This window comes from Pseudomonas sp. NPDC007930 (assembly GCF_042958985.1).
Lineage (GTDB): Bacteria > Pseudomonadota > Gammaproteobacteria > Pseudomonadales > Pseudomonadaceae > Aquipseudomonas.
The window spans coordinates 147,828-162,782 of record NZ_JBIBKC010000010.1 but is presented as its reverse complement, the minus strand read 5'-3'; the positions used below and the strand labels follow the sequence as shown (position 1 = coordinate 162,782).

15 protein-coding genes are annotated in these 14,955 nt (G+C 68.9%); 3 read left to right on the top strand and 12 right to left on the bottom strand.

The window, feature by feature from the left end:
- Together ACFZCE_RS19930 and ACFZCE_RS19925 are read right to left on the bottom strand one after the other, a co-directional pair.
- Positions 1–245 (bottom strand): hypothetical protein (locus ACFZCE_RS19930; protein WP_390942164.1); only part of this gene is annotated, 245 nt, incomplete at its 3' end.
- Positions 246–616: 371 nt separating this feature from the next.
- Positions 617–1,468 (bottom strand): DUF2242 domain-containing protein, encoded by an 852-nt coding sequence (locus ACFZCE_RS19925; protein ID WP_390942162.1) that lies wholly within the window; start codon positions 1,466–1,468, stop codon positions 617–619.
- Between the two features lie 202 nt (positions 1,469–1,670).
- Between ACFZCE_RS19925 and gcvA the strand changes: the two genes are divergently transcribed.
- Complete coding sequence (gcvA, locus tag ACFZCE_RS19920) at positions 1,671–2,561, top strand: transcriptional regulator GcvA (RefSeq protein WP_390942160.1); 891 nt, start codon at positions 1,671–1,673, stop codon at positions 2,559–2,561.
- On the opposite strand, the gene ACFZCE_RS19915 is transcribed toward gcvA, so the two are convergent.
- Positions 2,522–3,424, bottom strand: coding sequence for a helix-turn-helix domain-containing protein (locus tag ACFZCE_RS19915; protein WP_390942158.1), 903 nt, complete (start codon positions 3,422–3,424; stop codon positions 2,522–2,524). The genes gcvA and ACFZCE_RS19915 overlap by 40 nt on opposite strands.
- A gap of 141 nt (positions 3,425–3,565) precedes the next feature.
- On the opposite strand from ACFZCE_RS19915, the gene pobA reads away from it, so the two are divergent.
- Positions 3,566–4,750: a 4-hydroxybenzoate 3-monooxygenase gene (gene pobA / locus ACFZCE_RS19910; RefSeq protein WP_390942157.1), complete on the top strand. Its 1,185-nt coding sequence runs from the start codon at positions 3,566–3,568 to the stop codon at positions 4,748–4,750.
- A gap of 69 nt (positions 4,751–4,819) precedes the next feature.
- Entirely contained in the window at positions 4,820–5,359 is a 540-nt protein-coding gene (locus tag ACFZCE_RS19905) for a cytochrome b/b6 domain-containing protein (protein WP_390942155.1), read from the top strand.
- A gap of 13 nt (positions 5,360–5,372) precedes the next feature.
- On the opposite strand, the gene ACFZCE_RS19900 is transcribed toward ACFZCE_RS19905, so the two are convergent.
- The 9 genes from ACFZCE_RS19900 to ACFZCE_RS19860 are packed head-to-tail and all read right to left on the bottom strand — an operon-like array spanning position 5,373 to position 14,954.
- Complete coding sequence (locus ACFZCE_RS19900; RefSeq protein ID WP_390942153.1) at positions 5,373–5,984, bottom strand: RraA family protein; 612 nt, start codon at positions 5,982–5,984, stop codon at positions 5,373–5,375.
- The gene (locus ACFZCE_RS19895; protein ID WP_390942151.1) at positions 5,981–6,760 is read right to left on the bottom strand and encodes an IucA/IucC family C-terminal-domain containing protein; all 780 of its coding nucleotides are present in this window, start codon (positions 6,758–6,760) and stop codon (positions 5,981–5,983) included. The genes ACFZCE_RS19900 and ACFZCE_RS19895 overlap by 4 nt, the downstream gene beginning before the upstream one ends.
- Positions 6,757–7,548, bottom strand: coding sequence for an ATP-binding cassette domain-containing protein (locus ACFZCE_RS19890; protein WP_390942149.1), 792 nt, complete (start codon positions 7,546–7,548; stop codon positions 6,757–6,759). Before ACFZCE_RS19890 ends, ACFZCE_RS19895 begins: the two co-directional genes overlap by 4 nt.
- A gap of 11 nt (positions 7,549–7,559) precedes the next feature.
- Positions 7,560–8,591 carry an iron chelate uptake ABC transporter family permease subunit gene (locus tag ACFZCE_RS19885; RefSeq protein ID WP_390942147.1) on the bottom strand — a complete coding sequence of 344 codons (1,032 nt, stop codon included), beginning with the start codon at positions 8,589–8,591 and terminating at the stop codon, positions 7,560–7,562.
- Entirely contained in the window at positions 8,584–9,573 is a 990-nt protein-coding gene (locus ACFZCE_RS19880) for an iron chelate uptake ABC transporter family permease subunit (RefSeq protein WP_390942145.1), read from the bottom strand. The genes ACFZCE_RS19885 and ACFZCE_RS19880 overlap by 8 nt, the downstream gene beginning before the upstream one ends.
- Positions 9,570–10,484, bottom strand: coding sequence for an ABC transporter substrate-binding protein (locus ACFZCE_RS19875; protein WP_390942143.1), 915 nt, complete (start codon positions 10,482–10,484; stop codon positions 9,570–9,572). Before ACFZCE_RS19875 ends, ACFZCE_RS19880 begins: the two co-directional genes overlap by 4 nt.
- The gene (locus tag ACFZCE_RS19870; RefSeq protein WP_390942141.1) at positions 10,477–12,345 is read right to left on the bottom strand and encodes an IucA/IucC family protein; all 1,869 of its coding nucleotides are present in this window, start codon (positions 12,343–12,345) and stop codon (positions 10,477–10,479) included. The genes ACFZCE_RS19875 and ACFZCE_RS19870 overlap by 8 nt, the downstream gene beginning before the upstream one ends.
- Positions 12,332–13,123 (bottom strand): aldolase/citrate lyase family protein, encoded by a 792-nt coding sequence (locus ACFZCE_RS19865; RefSeq protein WP_390942139.1) that lies wholly within the window; start codon positions 13,121–13,123, stop codon positions 12,332–12,334. The genes ACFZCE_RS19870 and ACFZCE_RS19865 overlap by 14 nt, the downstream gene beginning before the upstream one ends.
- Entirely contained in the window at positions 13,110–14,954 is a 1,845-nt protein-coding gene (locus ACFZCE_RS19860) for an IucA/IucC family protein (RefSeq protein WP_390942137.1), read from the bottom strand. Before ACFZCE_RS19860 ends, ACFZCE_RS19865 begins: the two co-directional genes overlap by 14 nt.
- Position 14,955 lies beyond the last annotated feature (1 nt).

Sequence of the window (14,955 nt, the reverse complement as noted above, 5' to 3'; positions counted from 1 at the left end):
CTGGGATCGAATTTTCTGTACTTCTTGGTCATGAAAAGCTCCTCGATAGGGTCATTTTCACCTATCGAGGTGTCCGGGGTTAGTAGACCACTACAATCCCCCACCAACAAAACCTCACCCGGATAAATCATGGCCAGCGGCCAGCCCTGAAACTGGCGATTCAACCTATCAAACTGCACCGACTGCTCCCCCGTCAGCCCCAGCCCCTCCTTGAACTGCGCAACGCTCTGCCAGCGATCATTCATCACAACCTTCGGTTGCGGGCTGCCGCAGCCCCCATAGGGATAACAGACCGGGCACGTGCCCTCCTCCGGCTCATGCCAGGGATAACGGGCAGGGACAACGCGTGGGGTAGTGTCGGGCACTGAAATAACCTTCCTGGTCAACGGCTGAACTCGAAGGGGAAGGATTATCTATGAGAAGCGAATTAGAACAATTGCGCAGGTGTTACAGCATCTTTCGAAAGTTAACCAAACATACACTTACCGAAACAAACACTAACAACTAAAAAACCAATTCTGGATAACTTGATCGGGATCAATAGCCGAAAAAAACAGAAACCCCGCGTAGCAGCGGCCCAGAGGGCCGCATCACCCAAACCGCATGGGCCTAACGGCTACTCGGCGCTGATCGGCGCGGCATCCGCGGGAGGTACCACCGGTTCCGAGCTGGAACTGCCTTCAGCCGCTGCCGGGGCAGACTCGGCCGCGGGGGCCACTGGCGCGAGTGCGGCGGGGGCGGCCGGAGCGGTGACGGCAGCCGGCGCGGGCTGCTGCACCACTTCAGGCGCGGGTTCAGGCGCGGGCGCTGGGGCCGGCGCTTCCGCCGCGGCGGCCGGCGCCGGTGCGGGGGCGGCCTTGGCCGCCGGTTGCTCAGGCACGCCAAGGTCTTTTTTCGGCTTTTCTTCGATGTGCGCGGCTTTTTTCGCTTCAGGCGGCAGGAAGCTTTCGACCAGGGCGAAGTAGCGGTCGTAGAAGGTGTCTGCCGAGACGGTTTCGCTGGCGACCTTGACCATCGAATCGTCGGTGGAGCCGATGGGCATCGACACCGAGCCCAGCACGCCGACGCCAAGGCTGGCAGAGCTGTTCACTTTTTTCAGCGCGTAGCGGTCCTGCAGGGCGTTGGCGAACACGATCGAGCTTTTGTCGCTGGGGGTGTCTGCCGCGCAGGTGACGTTGAAGCTGATTTCAAGGTGCGTATCGGCGGTTTGCTGGAAGCTTTTGTGCCCGGCCACCAGCTTGGGGTCGCTGCTGGTGATGATGTAGCCCTGGCTGAGCAGCGCGCGGCGCGCGGCTTCGCAGGAGGCGAGGTCGCTGACCGGGTAGTTGCGCGAGAACGTGCCGGAATCGTCGAAGCTTTCGTGTTCGTAGATGCCGGCTTTTTTAGAGGAGCAGCCGGCGGCGCTGGCCAGCAGCAGGGCCAGCACGATGCCTTTGCGCGAGGCACCGAAACCGTTGGAGTGAGACATTGCAGGTCCTGGGAATTCGATCGGCGGCTATTGTGCAACAGCATGCGCCGTAACGCATGAAACAAGTGTCACAAAAAACTGACTTTACTACGGATAACTACCGCACAACACCCACGCCGGTCTGCGCAAACGCCCGTGGCAGGCCAGCGGCGGCGGCGGTATAGTCGTGCCCTCCTCCGCTGCCCGCCGTGCCTGCGCTGTTATGTCCAAACGCCTGACCCCTTCGATGACCGCCCTGCAATGCTTCGAGGCCGCCGCCCGGCATTTGTCGTTCACCCGCGCCGCGCAAGAGCTGCACCTGACCCAAAGCGCGGTCAGCAAGCAGGTGGCGCAGCTCGAGGATATGCTCCGCCACCACCTGTTCCAGCGCGTGCGCCGGCGCTTGCAGCTCACCCCCGCCGGCTCGTTGTACCTGGCCGAGGTGAACAAGATCCTCACCCAGATCGACATGTCTAGCCGTTACATCCTCTCTTACGGCGGCGAAACCGAAGTGCTGCGGGTGGCCACCCAGCCGACCTTCGGCGCGCGCTGGCTGATCCCGGCGCTGAAGGGCTTTGGCAAGCAGTACCCGAACATCCACCTGGAGATCCGCAACGAGCTCGAACCCTTCGACCTCACCCAGTCCCGCGCGGACGTGGCGTTCTTCTTCGGCCAGGGCACCTGGCCGGGGGCTACCTGTGTGGAGCTGTTCGGCGAAGACGTGGTGCCGGTGTGCGCGCCCGAGGCCCTGCGCGAGGCGCCGATCAACAGTGCCCAGGACCTGGCCAACACCGTGCTGCTGCAATGCACCTCGCGCCCGGAGGCCTGGCACGAGTGGTTTCTGGCCCAGGGCCTGCATTCGGCCAACAGCTACCACGGGCCGCGCTTCGACACCTTCTACATGTGCATCTACGCCGCCATCGCCGGCTGTGGGGTGGCGTTGATCCCGCGCTACCTAGTGGCCGATGAGCTCGCCGAGGGCAAGCTGGTGGTGGCGCTGCCGTACCTCACGCCCAGCAGCGGCGCGCACTTCATGGCCTACCCCGAGCACGCCGCCGACGTGCCGAAGGTGCGTCATTTCGTGGAGTGGGTACTGGCCCGCGCCAAGGCCTGATCCCCCGCCAGGCGGAACGCCCGCGGGCTGGCCCCGGCCAGGCGGCGGAAAAACCGCGCGAAATACGCCGGGTCGGCAAAGCCCAGGGCGTCGCTGATCTGGCTGACGCTGGAGGTGGTGTAGGTCAGCCGCCGCTGGGCTTCGAGCAGCAGCCGCTGGTGCAGCAACGGCAAGGCGCTGTGCCCGGCCCATTGCCGGCAGGTGGCGTTGAGGGTGCCGGCGCTGACCCCAAGCCGGTGGGCCAAGGCCTCGACGCTGGGCTGGCGGGTGTATTCGGCTTCGAGCAGGCGGTTGAAGCGCGCCATCAACTCACGCCCACGCGCCGGCGGCGCGGCCGCGGCCTGGCGGTTCAGCGCCTGGCGGCTGCACCACACCAGGGCGATCTGGATGCACGACTGCAGCATCAGCTCACGCCCCGGCTGCTGGCCCTGGTACTCGCGGTGCAAGGTGCTGAACAGCGCCTGCAGATAGCCCCGCTCACGCCCGGCCGGGTACGCCGCCGGCCGCTCGAACAACGCCGCCGCCAGCCCGGCCGCGGCCTGCAGGTGGGCCACCAGCGGCGCGGCGAGGGTGATCACGTAGCCCTCTACGTTTTCGGAAAACCTGAAGCCATGCACGCACAGCGGCGGCACGTACTGCAACGTGGCCTGGCGCACCGTGCGCAGTTGGCCCTCGATCTCGATCTCGGCCTGGCCCTTGTGCAGGTACAGCCACTGGGCGAGGTCGGCATGCCGGTGCGGGCGGATCTCCCAGTGGTGCAAGCGGCTACGCTTGGGGATGGTCTCGCAGTGCAGTAAGTCCGGCGTGGGCCACTGCAGCACTTCGCCGTACAGCTTGAACACGGGTACCGCGACCTGGCGCATGGCAGCCTCCTGAACTGGCCGGTGATCGAACGCTTTGCTGAAAAGTACCGGTATTAGCCGTTTTTTAGCCTGTTTTGGCCGGTTACCCAGCGCAAAAATACCAGCATTCCAACCACAATAAACCCGCTGGGAACCACAACAATGAAAACCCAAGTCGCCATCATCGGCGGTGGGCCGTCTGGCCTGCTGCTTGGCCAGTTGCTACAGCGCGCTGGCATCAGCAACGTGATCCTCGAACGGCAAACCCCTGACTACGTGCGTGGGCGCATTCGTGCCGGCGTGCTCGAACAGGGCATGGTCGAGCTGCTGCGCAAGGCCGGCGTCGGCGAACGCATGGACGCCGAGGGCCTGGTGCACGCGGGCGTGGAAATCGCCGCCAACGGCCAGCGGGTGCACATCGACCTGGCCGGCCTGACCGGCGGCAAAACGGTGATGATCTATGGCCAGACCGAAGTCACCCGCGACCTGATGGCGGCCCGCCAGGCCAGTGGCGCCAGCACCTTCTATGAAGCCAGCGAGGTGGCCCTGCACGGGCTCGACAGCCACCAGCCGTGGGTCACGTTCAACCACAATGGCCAAGCCCAGCGCCTGGACTGCGACTACATCGCCGGTTGCGACGGTTTTCACGGGGTGGCGCGCCAGGCCATACCGGCTGACGTGCTCAAGGTGTTCGAGCGGGTTTACCCGTTTGGCTGGCTCGGCGTGCTGGCCGACACCCCGCCGGTGAACGAAGAACTGGTGTACGCCGCCCACCCGCGCGGCTTCGCCCTGTGCAGCATGCGCTCGCCTACGCGCACCCGCTACTACGTGCAGGTGGCAGCCGGCGAGCAGGTGCAGGACTGGAGCGACGAGCGCTTCTGGGATGAGCTCAAAACCCGCCTGCCCCAGGACCTGGCGGCGCGCCTGGTCACTGGCCCGGCGATCGAGAAAAGCATCGCCCCGCTGCGCAGTTTTGTGGCCGAGCCCATGCAGCATGGGCGGCTGTTCCTGGTCGGAGACGCCGCGCACATCGTCCCGCCCACGGGCGCCAAGGGCCTGAACCTGGCGGCCAGCGACGTGAGCACGCTGTTCGACATTCTTGAGCAGGTGTACCAGCACGGCCGCACCGACCTGCTGGCGCAGTACTCGCCCACCTGCCTGCGGCGGGTGTGGAAGGCCGAGCGGTTCTCCTGGTGGATGACCAGCATGCTGCACCAGTTCCCCGAGCTGGACGCCTTCAGCCAGCGCATCCGCGACACCGAGCTGGACTATTTCCTGAGCTCTGAAGCGGGCCGGCGCACGCTGGCGGAAAACTATGTGGGCCTGCCCTACGAGAAGCTTGTGTGACGCCACTGGTGGCGGCGTGCTAGCGGGTGTATATATCTGTGCATCACCCGGCGCACAGGGACTTGCACCATGGCACACCACCCGCACTACACCGCCACCGCGAAATGGCTGCACTGGGGCATGGCGGCGATCTGGCTGGGCGCCTGGCTGCTGGGCTTCTCGGCGGTGCATTGGCAGGCGATCAACCAGGACCACCTGATCACCCTCACCCACAAAGCCATCGCCAGCACGGTGCTGGTGTTGGTGATCGTGCGCGTGGCCTGGCGCCTGACCCACCCGGCGCCGCCGCTGCCGGCCAGCATCAGCCCGCTGATGCAGCGCGCGGCCCACGCCGGGCACCTGTTGCTTTACGCCGTGGCATTGATCGCCCTGCCACTGTCGGGCTGGGCCTGGAGCTCATCGGGCAACCATGACGTGCTGATGCTCGGGCTGATCAAGCTGCCGCCGCTGGTGGCGCCGAACCCCACCGTGCAGCACCTGGTGGGGGTGTTCCACACTTACGTGGCCTGGCTGTGCGGCGCGATGGTGGGTGGGCATGCGCTGGTGGCGCTCAAGCACCACTTCATCGACCGCGATGGCGTGCTCAGCGGGATGCTGCCGCGGCGCTAGGGGCGATGGGCCCTCAGGCCAAGCGCAAACGCGCGCGCAGTTCGGCGCGGCGCTGGGCATCGGCGTGTTCCTTGCGCTGGAATGCCGGCAAGCCGGCGATGGCCTGGGCGGGCCGCAGCACCTGCACGCCGTCGTCGTCGCCGATTATCAAATCACCCGGGTGGATGGCCACGCCGCGAACCTGCACCGGCACCTCGATCGCCCCTGCGCCACCCAGCGCCCGGGTGGTGTAGGCGCTGGCGCCTTCGCAAAAGATCGGCAGCGGCAGCTCGCGCAGCGCGCGAAGGTCGGTGACCGGGCCGTCGACCACCACCCCAGCCAGGCCCTTGACCAACGCAGCCAAGGTGCGCAACTCGCCCCAGCAGGCGCATCCCGGCTCGCCCTGGCAGGCCACCACCAGCACCGCCCCCGGCGGGCAGGCGCACAGCGCGTCACGCAGGATCGCGCCATCCGGGGCGTGCACCGCCACGGTGAACGCGCGGCCGGCTACCTGGGTGCCGGGGTGCAGCGGTAACAGCCCGGGCAGCCAGCCCTCGCGGCCGAAGTGGCCAATGGTCGAACTGCCAATGTGGCGGTAAGCGGCTAGCCAATCGGCCTCGGCCGCGGAGGGGGTATGGCGGGTCATCGGGCACTCCTGGGGTACAGCAGCGGGCAGGTGGTGCAGTACTCCACCGGCGTGCTGGCTTGGTAATAGAAACAACAGGTCCGCCGCACCCGCACGCAGGCGCCGCCCTCGGCCACCGGCGTGGCGGCGTGGTAAAAGCGCTGCAGCGGGTTGTGGTCCAGGCCGAACACCTCGGCGGGCGCTTCGGCCACCAGCCATTGCAGGTCGGCACGGGCCTGGGCGCGCACGGCGGCGTCGGGGTGCTGCGCCAGGCGCCGCTCGTACAGCGAATACACGCGCACGGCGGTGTTTTCCCAGAGAATCCGCCGGGGCAGCCGGGTGGCCTGGTGGAAGCTTTCCCACAGCGGCTGCAGCAAGCCGGCAAACAGCTCACGGGCCACCGCCTGGCGCCAGGCGCCGCGTTGGCCGGGCAGCGGCTGGCTGGGCTGCAAGCGGCGCAAGGGCATGCACGAGGTCCACACCCCGGCATCGTGGCCGTACTCGATAAAAGCGTTTTCGGCGGCCAGCTCCAGGCCCAGGTCGTAGGCCGAGAGGGCGTACAGGCAGGCGCCGGTGGCCAGGAACGACACCCGCTTGGCGAGCAGCGAGGCCACCACCCGCGGCGCCCGCGCGCCGATCAGCGGGCCCAGGGCGGCCAGCAGGCGGGCGCTCTGCTCGGCGCTGAACAACGCCTGCGCTGGCAGGCTGCGGGGGTGATCGCGCTCCGCCGCCGGGCGCAGCCGCAGCGGCCCGGCCAGCAGCGCCCACTGGGCTTCGCTGAAAGGCGCAACGCTCATGGCCGTTGCCCCTTGCTGAAGGGGATGCACAGCGGGGTATGGAAGTACGGGTCGGGGATGATCCGGCAATCCAGCCCGAACACCTGCTGCACCAGCGCCTCGCTCATGATCGCCGCCGGCGCGCCCTGGGCGACCACGCTGCGCCCATGCACCGCCACCAGGTGGTCGGCATAGCGGCAGGCGAGGTTCAGGTCATGCAACACCATGATCACGGTTTTGCCTTCGTTGCGGTTCAGTTCGCGCAGCAGGTCGAGCACGTCGATCTGGTGCGCCAGGTCAAGGTAGGTGGTGGGCTCGTCGAGCAGCAGCACCTCGGTGTGCTGGGCCAGGGCCATGGCGATCCAGGCGCGCTGGCGCTGGCCGCCCGAGAGCTGATCCACCGGCCGCTCGGCCAGGCCGAGCAGGTCGGTACGGGCCAACGCCCGGGCCACCTGGGCTTCGTCCTCGGCCGACCATTGCTGGCGCCAGCTCTGGTACGGGTAACGCCCCAGGCTGACCAGCTCGCGCACGCTGATACCCTCCGGGGCCAACGGCATCTGCGTGAGGATCGCCAGTTCGCGCGCCACCTGGGCGGTGCTTTGCCGGTGGATGTCGGCGCCGTTGAGCAGCACGCTGCCGGCGGCCGGCGCGATCAGCCGCGCGAACGCTTTGAGCAGGGTGCTTTTGCCGCAGCCGTTGCTGCCGATCAACACGCTCACCTGGCCCCGTGGCAGCGCCAGGTCGAGGCCTTGGATAATGGTGCGCCCGGCGTAGGCCAGGGTCAGTGCGCGGCTGGTAATAGATGCCATAAGGGGTGCCCTCAAGCCCGCTGTTTGATCAACAGGTACAAAAAATACGGCGCGCCGAACACCGCGACAAAAATGCCCGCGGGGAGGTCCAGCGGCATGAACAGGGTGCGCCCGGCCAAATCGGCCAGCATCACCAGGTTGGCCCCCACCAGGCCGGCCATCAGCGCCTGCCCGGCAAACCCCGCCGGCAGCAGGCGGCGGGCGATGTGGGGGGCGATCAGGCCGACGAAGGCCATCGCCCCGCCGGCAGCGATGGCGGCCCCGGCCAACGCCACGCTGACCGCCAGCAACGCCGCGCGCAGCCGCTGCAGTGGGGCGCCGAGGCCCAGCGCGAGTGCGCCGTCGAGTTGCTGCACGCGCACCTGCCGGGCCAGCAGCGCGAGCACCAGCCACAGCGCCAGCAACCACCCGGCCAGGCCGCGCACCGCCGCCCAGTCGGCGCCATACACACTGCCGGCCAGCCAAACATAAGCCGACAGCGTGGTGGCCAGCGGGCTGAACACCAGCATGAAGGTGGTGGCGGCGCCGAGCATCGCCGACACCCCTACCCCCATCAGCACCAGGCGCAACGGCGACACCCCCTGGGCGAACGCCAGGGCGTAGATGGCCAGGGCCGCGGCGCCCGCGCCGAGCATGGCCGCGGCCGGCAGGTAGGCCAGGCCCCAACTGCCAGCCAGGGTGCCCAGGTAGAACACCGCGCTGGCGCTGGCGCCGCTGCTCAGCCCCAGCAACTCGGGCGAGGCCAACGGGTTGCGGATGATCGCCTGCAGCACCAGCCCCGACACCGCCAGGGCGGCGCCGATCAAGCCGGCGAGCAGCAGCCGCGGCAGGCGCAATTGGCTGACGATAAACACCTGGCCCGGGTCGCCCTGCCCGGCCAGCGCTTGCAGCACCGCCCAGGGCGACAACGGCAGGGTGCCCACCGCCAGCGCCAGCAGCGCCGTGGCGCCGCTGCACAGCAAGGCCAAGGCCAGGCGGCGCCACCGCGTAGGGTTCACCTGCCGGGAAAACCCCCGCCAACGCCAGGCCACCGAGTTATCCATAACGCCCTCCACGCCGCGCCAGGGCGATGAAGAACGGCCCGCCGAACAGCGCCGTCATCACCCCCACCGGCACCTCTTGCGGCAAGATCAACACCCGCGCGAGCATATCGGCCGCCAGCAACAGGCTGGCGCCCAACACCGCGCAGCCGGGCAACAGCCGCCGATGGTCGGTGCCCCACAGCCGGCGCGCCATGTGCGGCACGATCAAGCCGATAAAACCGATGCTACCGGCCAGCGCCACCGCGCTGCCGGCCAACAGGATCACCAGCACCCCGGCCTGTAGCCGGACCCAACCGGTGCGCTGGCCAAGGCCGGTGGCGATCTGCACGCCGGCATTGAGCACGTTCACCTGCCGCGCCAGCAGGCAGGCCGCCAGCAGGCTCAGCAGGGTGCACGCCAGCAACGGCCAGGCGGCCGCCAGGTCGCGCTCGCTGAGCGAGCCGGCCAGCCAGAACAACACGGTGTCCAGCCCTTGCTGGTCGATCACCAGCAGCGCCTGGCTGAAGGCGCTGAACAAGGCACTGATGGCCGCCCCGGCCAGCACCATCCGCAGCGGGTTCAGCGCGCCCTGGCCGAGGTTGCCGACCACCCACACCAGGCCACCGGCCAGCGCCGCCCCGGCGAACGCCAGCCACAACCAGTGCTGGGGGTTGCCCAGCCCGGCGGCGGCCAGGCCAAGCACCAGGGCGAAGGTGGCCCCGGCGTTGATCCCGAACAGCCCCGGCGAGGCCAACGGGTTGCGGGTCATCGCCTGCATCAGTGCCCCGGCCACCGCCAGCGCGGCGCCTACCACCATGGCCAGCAGGGTGCGCGGCAGCCGCGCGGCGAGCACCAGCACCTGCTGCACATCGAGCGGGTCGTGGCCGAACAACGCCGCCAGCACCGTGGGCAGCGGTATCCAGGCCGGGCCCGTGGCCAGGCTCAGCAGCGCGCAGGCCAACAGCAGCCCGAGCGGCACGGCGTAGTTGCCGCGCAGGCTCATGCCGGTGCCTCGCCGAGCAGGCTGCGTTCGATGTCGTCGAGCATGCGCTGCGCCCCGAGAATGCCGCCGGCCAGCACCCAGGCCACGCCATCGACCGGCCACACCTGGCCATGCCGTGGCGCGTCCAGGCGCTGCCAGATCGGGTGCTGGCTGAGGCTGGCGTACTGGCGCTGCAGCGCCGGGCCGTCGCCATGGCCGAACACGAAGAACACGTCGGCGTTGACCACCGGCAGGCTCTCGCGGTTGCTGATTTTCAGCGACACCCCCTTGGCCTGCTGGCTGTAGGCGTTCCAGGTAAACCCCAACTGGCGCAACACGGCGCCGGCAAAGCTGCCCGGCAGGTAGGCGCGCAGGTGGTCCTGGCGCAGGTCGAGCACCGCCACGCTCAACGGCCATTGCTGGCCAAAGCGCGCGCGCAGGCGCCCAGCCAGCCCCGCCACGCGGGCATCCCAGGCGGCCTGCACGGCGCTGGCCTGGCCCTGGCGGCCGGTGGCCTGGCCCATCAGCGCCAGGGTTTGGCGAAACTCGAACACCTCCTCGAGCATCAGCGTGGGGCACAGTTGGTTGAACACCCCGGCCACCCGCTCATGGCGAAACCGCGAGGCCACGATCAAATCCGGCTGCAGCAAGGCGATGGCTTCCAGGCTGGGCTGGGTTTCCAGGCCCACATGGGGCACCCCCGCCAAGGCCGCGCGCAGGTAGCGGTAGGTGGGTTTTTCACTCCACGAGTCGACCACCGCGCAGGGCCGGATGCCCAGCGCCACGGCGGTGTCGGTCGCGCCCTGGAACAAGGTGATCAGCCGTTGCGGCGGCGCCGCCTTCGCCCAGCGCGGGCACAGCCCGGCAGCGGCCAGGGCCAGCCCGCCGTGCAGCAACCGGCGCCGGCGCAGCCCGCCGGCGGCCTCACGCATCAGGGCCAAGCCGGCGCAGCGGGTTGACCACCCGGCCCTTGCCGAACGGCATGCTACCCGGGCCGCCGCCGCGCTCGATCATCGGCCGCAACAGCAATTTTTGCGGCCAACTGGGCGCATCGAACAGCTCCGCCCGCAGCATCGCGTGGGCCTCGGCATCGAAGCCGATCGCGTTGATCCGTTCGCCCAGGCTGGCGCTGAGTACCCGCCAAGCGTCGGCCTGGGGCACCGCGTAGGCCTGCTCCAAGGTTTCGATGATGGCCCGCAGGTTGACCTGAATGCCCAGGGTTTGCAGCCAGAACAGCAGGTCTTCGGGGCGCTCGTGGTAGAGGGTTTGCGCGTGGCCTTTGCGGATCCGGTAGTTCGGGTCGAGCAAGCCGTTGCGCTCCAGCCACGGCACGTACACCCGCAGCGAGTCATGGTCGCGCAACAGCACGCCTTCGGCATGGCCGGCGCGCCACACCAGCACCGCGTTCTGCCCGTGCACCTCGCCGAGCATGCCGAGGCGGAACATCCGCAGGTTCACGTCGAAAAACCGCTCGCACAGCTCGCCAAACAGCTGCAACACGCCTTCGGCGCCACGCGCCAGGCCGCGTGCCGCCAGCCAATCGTCGAAGAAGTGCCCGCCGCTGCCAGGCAACGGCGTGGCCAGCGCGGCCATTGGCAGCAGCCGGTACTCATCGCCCAGCAGCGCCGGCGGGTAGCTGCGCACCAGCGCCGCCAGGTGCCGGGGCGCTTCGTCGAACAGCGTGGCGCCGGCCGGCATGAACGCCCACCACTTGCTTTCGTCACACAGGTGCAGGCGCTCGCGCAGCTCGGGGTCACGCTCGCGGCCCTGGCGCAGCAGGGCTTCGCTGGCCTCGGCGTTGATCATCTTCACCGCTGGCAGGTAGCGCGAGGCACCCAGCGAATACACCGCCATCGGCAGCTTGATCTGGTCGGCCAGGGAGGCCGCGGCGGCCAGTGAACGCAACGACGAGGTGGGGTAGAACAGCCCCTGGTCAAATGCCAGCGCGCGGCATTCACCCGCCTCGAATGCGCCTGCCAGCAGCTCAGGCAGGCGCTCGCGCAACTGCCAAGGGTGCACCGGCAGCGCCACGTGGCTGGCGCCGATGCCCAACGCGTGGAGTTCCGCGGCCAGGGCCTGGCGCTGCGCCGGCGTGAGGAGGTAATCCGCCGGCTGCGGGCCGCCGAGGCTGCCCACGCCTTGGCCGAAGCTGAGGCTGCCGCGGGCCACGGCCACCCAGTTCAGCGCCACCGGTTGGTCGAACTCGGCCTGGTACGCCTGGTACTGCTCATCGCCCAGCCCCTGCTTGGCCTTGGCCAGCGGGTGGAACGGCCGGTCGCGCAACGCCGCCCATTGCTCCATCGCCAGAAAAAACGCTGCCCCGCCCTTGGCCATCAGGCCTTCGCTGGCCACCCGGTGGGCCTGCGACAACGCGGTTTGCCGCACACTGGTGCGCAGCACCTCGAGAAACAGCGCCACGCCTTGCTCCGGCGCGGCACGGGTGCCGGCCAGGCCTTTCAGGGCCAGCGCCATGAAGGCCTCCGGGCCCAGCACCACGGCGCTGTCGCCCTGCAGGGCGAGCACCGCGCTGCCGGGGACCAACTCCCACTGCTGGGTGATGCCCGGGCGCAAGGCAGCGGCCAGGCAGCGTTGTTCGGCGGCGTCATAGCACCACTCCCAAACCCGCCCGTGTTGCGGGTCGAGGTCGAAGCGGCTGTGCGGGTGGGCGGCCTGCCAGCGCTGCGGGGTGACCAGGTGGGCGCTGAGGTCGCCGAAGAAGTCTTCGGCCAGCAGGCAGTCGAACAGGTCTTGCATCACCTGCGCTTCGGCGCGGGCAAGGTCATGGCTGGGCATTGGGGCAATCCTCGGGTTGGGAGGTGGCGGCCAATCTGGCCTGAAGGGCACGAAACGCGATACCGCGCTCGTCACCCAGTACAAAGGCGTTCACACCCTCGGCGCGCCAGCGCCGGTAGTCGCCGGGTTGGCGCGGGATCGCGCAGTAAGCGATGCCGGCCGCCCGCGCGGCCGCGCAGGTGCTGGCCAGGGCTTGTTGCACGGCGGGCTGGTCGATGCGCCAGGGCATGCCCAGCGATTGCGACAGGTCGGCCGCGCCTTCCAGCAGCATGTCGACCCCGGGCACCGCCGCCAACTGGCGGGCGCGCTCGGCACCGGCGCGGCTCTCGACCATCGCCACCAGCATGATCTGCGCGTTGGCCAGGGCCACGTACTCCGCCAGGCTGTGCTTGCCAAAGGCGCCAGGGCGCCCGGCATTGAGGCTGCGCTGGCCCTCGGGGTGGTATTTGCAGGCGCGCACTGCGGCGGCCAACGGCTGCTCGTGTTCAACGCACGGCAACACGATGCCCTGGGCGCCGCCGTCGAGCAGGCGCAGCATGCGCTTGGGGTCGAGGTCGGGCACCCGCACCAGCGGGGTGAGGCCGTAGCTCTCGGCGGTGCGGATCATCTGCTCGACGGTTTCCGGGTTGATCAGCACATGTTCCAGGTCGATGATCGCGAAGTCATAGCCGGCCTCGGCGATCAGTTCTATCGCCACCGCGCTGGGGATCGAGGCGATCAAGCCATGCACCACCTCCCCGGCCGCCAGCTTGGCCTTGAGCAGGTTAGTTCTGAGCATGCGGCCCCCGGTAGGCGTGCAGCGGGTTGGGCACCGCCTTGAAGCGGCGCTCGTCATCGCCGAGCAGGCGGCGCTGGGTCAGCGCCTCGACTTCATAGTGGCTGGCGAACACGTCGAAGGCGGCAAAGCGCGCGGCATGCTGGGGGTGCGCGTGCTGGTACGCCAGCACCACCTCGGCGGCCATGCGCCAGAAGGCCGCTTCGGCGAGGCCGAACTGCTGGTGCAGGAAAATCGCCATTTCCCCCAGGCAAACGAAGAAAAACGCATCGCAGGAGAAGTCCCGCACGGCGTTGGCGTCGTCGGTGAGGATGAACGAGTTGCGGTTCAGCCGCGCGTGGCTGGCCGGCAGCGGCACCAGTTCGGGGGCCCGCTGCGGCCGCGCGAGTAGCGCGGGGGCATAGCGCACGCCGTCGTGGAAGTCTTTCAAGGCGATGCGCTCGGGCCAGCCGTCGCGGTGGATCAGCACGATGTTCTGGCCGTGGGACTCCATGCCGATGCCTTCGGCATAAAGCATGTGGATGATCGGCGCCACGCTGACCCGCAGCAACTGCTCGGCCCAGGCCTGCACGCCATAACGCTCGAGCCACGGCGCGATGAACGGCGCTGGCGTAGCGCCGCCGTAGAGGTGGTCGAGCTGGCTCAGGCCGTTGAACGGCACGCCCTGCTCGCCCGGCTTGAGGTAGGTGTTGAGGTTCTCCCGCCAGATCGCCCCGAGGGTACCGTAGGCCTGGGGTTGGCGGGTGAGCGGCAAGTGGCGGTAGTCGAAGCTGACCCCAGCCACCTCGCCGAGGATGACGAAGCCCAGGCGTTGCGCCGTGGCATCGGTGGCGATCAGGCCTTGCAGCCAGTCAGTGATGCGCGGGCCATTGAGTACCGTGTGCCGGGCCAGGATGCGTGTGCTGGAGGTGTTGGTGATGCTCAGGGCGAGCTTCACATAGGGCGCGGCCGGCTCGGCCACGTTGGCCAGGGTGCGGATCGACTGCTGCGCGCGGTAGGCCGGGGCGCCCTCGCCGAGGTAGCGCAGTTGCCCACTGGCCAGTTCGGCGGCGAAGGCCGGCGCGATCACCTCGGCCCATTGCCAGGGGTGCACCGGGATCAACGTGTAGCCGTCGAGCCGCAACGCCGCCCAGCGCTCGGCGCCGAAGGCCTGGCGCAGCCATGCCTGGCCGTCGACCCGGGCGCTGAAGGCGGCCGAGGCCAGCGGCTCGGCGATCGCCAGCCACACCAGCGCCAACGCCTGGCCGAACTCCGGGCCGTAGCGCTGATTGTCGGCCAGGGAAAAGCCGATGCGCGACTTGTAGCAAGGGTGGTAGCTGTGGGCATCCATGAAGTGCCGCTCGAGGGCGTCGGCATCCAGCGCCTGGCTCGGGCCCGCCGGCTGGTAGCCCTGGGCGCGCGCTTGCAGGTCTTTGAGCAGGGTGTGCTCCAGCTCCTGAACGAAGCGCGCCCAGTGCGGCGCCTCATGGAAGGCCGCCAGCAGCTCGGCCAACGCCTGGTGCAGCTCAGGCGCGCTGGCCTGGCCCTGGGCATCGACGCGCTCGAGGGTATCGGGCCGCAGGCGGATGATCGCGAAGCTCTCGCTCAGCAGCCCGGCGCAGCGGTAGTACACCGGTGCCTGCTCGGCATCACGGCCCTCCACGCAAAAATGCTGGCCGCCGGCCGGGTTGGGCTGGCATTGGTAGGGCAGCACGTTTTCATACAGCAAGGTTTGCAGCAGTTGCGCCACCACCCGCCGCGCCACGCGCTCGCGGGTGGCCGGCGCCACGGTGGCCAGCCAGGCCAGGCTGTGCGCCGCTGGCGCCGGGGTGTGCAAAGGGGTCAGGGAAGTCATC

Excerpts from the sequence above, each read along its gene's own strand:
- ACFZCE_RS19890 (WP_390942149.1), bottom strand. The coding sequence starts at position 7,548 with ATGGCATCTATTACCAGCCGCGCACTGACCCTGGCCTACGCCGGGCGC.
- ACFZCE_RS19905 (WP_390942155.1), top strand. The coding sequence starts at position 4,820 with ATGGCACACCACCCGCACTACACCGCCACCGCGAAATGGCTGCACTGG.
- ACFZCE_RS19900 (WP_390942153.1), bottom strand. The coding sequence starts at position 5,984 with ATGACCCGCCATACCCCCTCCGCGGCCGAGGCCGATTGGCTAGCCGCT.
- ACFZCE_RS19925 (WP_390942162.1), bottom strand. The coding sequence starts at position 1,468 with ATGTCTCACTCCAACGGTTTCGGTGCCTCGCGCAAAGGCATCGTGCTG.
- ACFZCE_RS19880 (WP_390942145.1), bottom strand. The coding sequence starts at position 9,573 with ATGAGCCTGCGCGGCAACTACGCCGTGCCGCTCGGGCTGCTGTTGGCC.
- pobA (WP_390942157.1), top strand. The coding sequence starts at position 3,566 with ATGAAAACCCAAGTCGCCATCATCGGCGGTGGGCCGTCTGGCCTGCTG.
- ACFZCE_RS19915 (WP_390942158.1), bottom strand. The coding sequence starts at position 3,424 with ATGCGCCAGGTCGCGGTACCCGTGTTCAAGCTGTACGGCGAAGTGCTG.
- ACFZCE_RS19860 (WP_390942137.1), bottom strand. The coding sequence starts at position 14,954 with ATGACTTCCCTGACCCCTTTGCACACCCCGGCGCCAGCGGCGCACAGC.
- ACFZCE_RS19875 (WP_390942143.1), bottom strand. The coding sequence starts at position 10,484 with ATGCGTGAGGCCGCCGGCGGGCTGCGCCGGCGCCGGTTGCTGCACGGC.
- ACFZCE_RS19865 (WP_390942139.1), bottom strand. The coding sequence starts at position 13,123 with ATGCTCAGAACTAACCTGCTCAAGGCCAAGCTGGCGGCCGGGGAGGTG.
- ACFZCE_RS19870 (WP_390942141.1), bottom strand. The coding sequence starts at position 12,345 with ATGCCCAGCCATGACCTTGCCCGCGCCGAAGCGCAGGTGATGCAAGAC.
- ACFZCE_RS19895 (WP_390942151.1), bottom strand. The coding sequence starts at position 6,760 with ATGAGCGTTGCGCCTTTCAGCGAAGCCCAGTGGGCGCTGCTGGCCGGG.
- ACFZCE_RS19885 (WP_390942147.1), bottom strand. The coding sequence starts at position 8,591 with ATGGATAACTCGGTGGCCTGGCGTTGGCGGGGGTTTTCCCGGCAGGTG.
- gcvA (WP_390942160.1), top strand. The coding sequence starts at position 1,671 with ATGTCCAAACGCCTGACCCCTTCGATGACCGCCCTGCAATGCTTCGAG.